Consider the following 725-nt stretch of genomic DNA (forward strand, 5'->3'; position numbering starts at 1 on the left):
GTCTGACCGGGGAGATCCTGAACGGACAGCTCCACACCCAACCACGGCCTGCCGGACCACATGCGGTTTCCGGCTCCATGTTGGGTGCCAAATTACTCAATCCCTTCCAAATCGGTGACGGAGGACCCGGCGGCTGGTGGATCCTCTATGAACCGGAAATCCACTTCGAGCGGAATCTCGAGGTCGTGGTCCCGGACTGGGCCGGTTGGCGGCGTGAGCGCATGCCCTACCCGCCGGAAGATCAGCGCTTCGAGGTGGTTCCCGACTGGATCTGTGAGATCCTGTCTCCCTCCACGGCAAGCAAGGATCGCCAGATCAAGCTGCCGCTGTACGCCCGCTATGGTGTGCAGTACGCCTGGCTGATCGATCCGGCCAAGCGCACGCTGGAGACCTACCGACTCGGGGCCGGCGCCTGGATCGAGACCGGCCGCTTTGCCGATGCCGATCAGGTGATTGCCCCGCCCTTCGAGGCCGTAAGTCTCGACCTGGAAATCTTGTGGCCACCTCGACGGCCGGGACTCGTGGAGAGCCGATGACAGCCCGGAGCATGTTGACATTCGGAAGGTCCGCACAGCGGACCCTACGCTGACCGCTTTACGCACTCGAACCAGGGGGCCGAAACATGCAGCCAGCCATCCAACCCACCCGCTACGAGTCCCTGGAGGCCCTGCCCGAGGGTCTGACCGGGGAGATCCTGAACGGACAGCTCCACACCCAACCACGGC

Annotated in this window: 1 protein-coding gene and 1 pseudogene; both read left to right on the plus strand. The window is 63.9% G+C overall.

Annotated features, from left to right (window positions below; genetic code table 11):
* Positions 1-2 precede the first annotated feature (2 nt).
* Positions 3-536 (plus strand): Uma2 family endonuclease, encoded by a 534-nt coding sequence (locus BQ17_RS06570; protein WP_089725434.1) that lies wholly within the window; start codon positions 3-5, stop codon positions 534-536.
* A gap of 86 nt (positions 537-622) precedes the next feature.
* Positions 623-725: pseudogene (locus BQ17_RS23235) on the plus strand (Uma2 family endonuclease); the annotation flags it as partial.

This window comes from Candidatus Thiosymbion oneisti (genome assembly GCF_900092655.1).
Lineage (GTDB): Bacteria > Pseudomonadota > Gammaproteobacteria > Chromatiales > Chromatiaceae > Thiosymbion > Thiosymbion oneisti.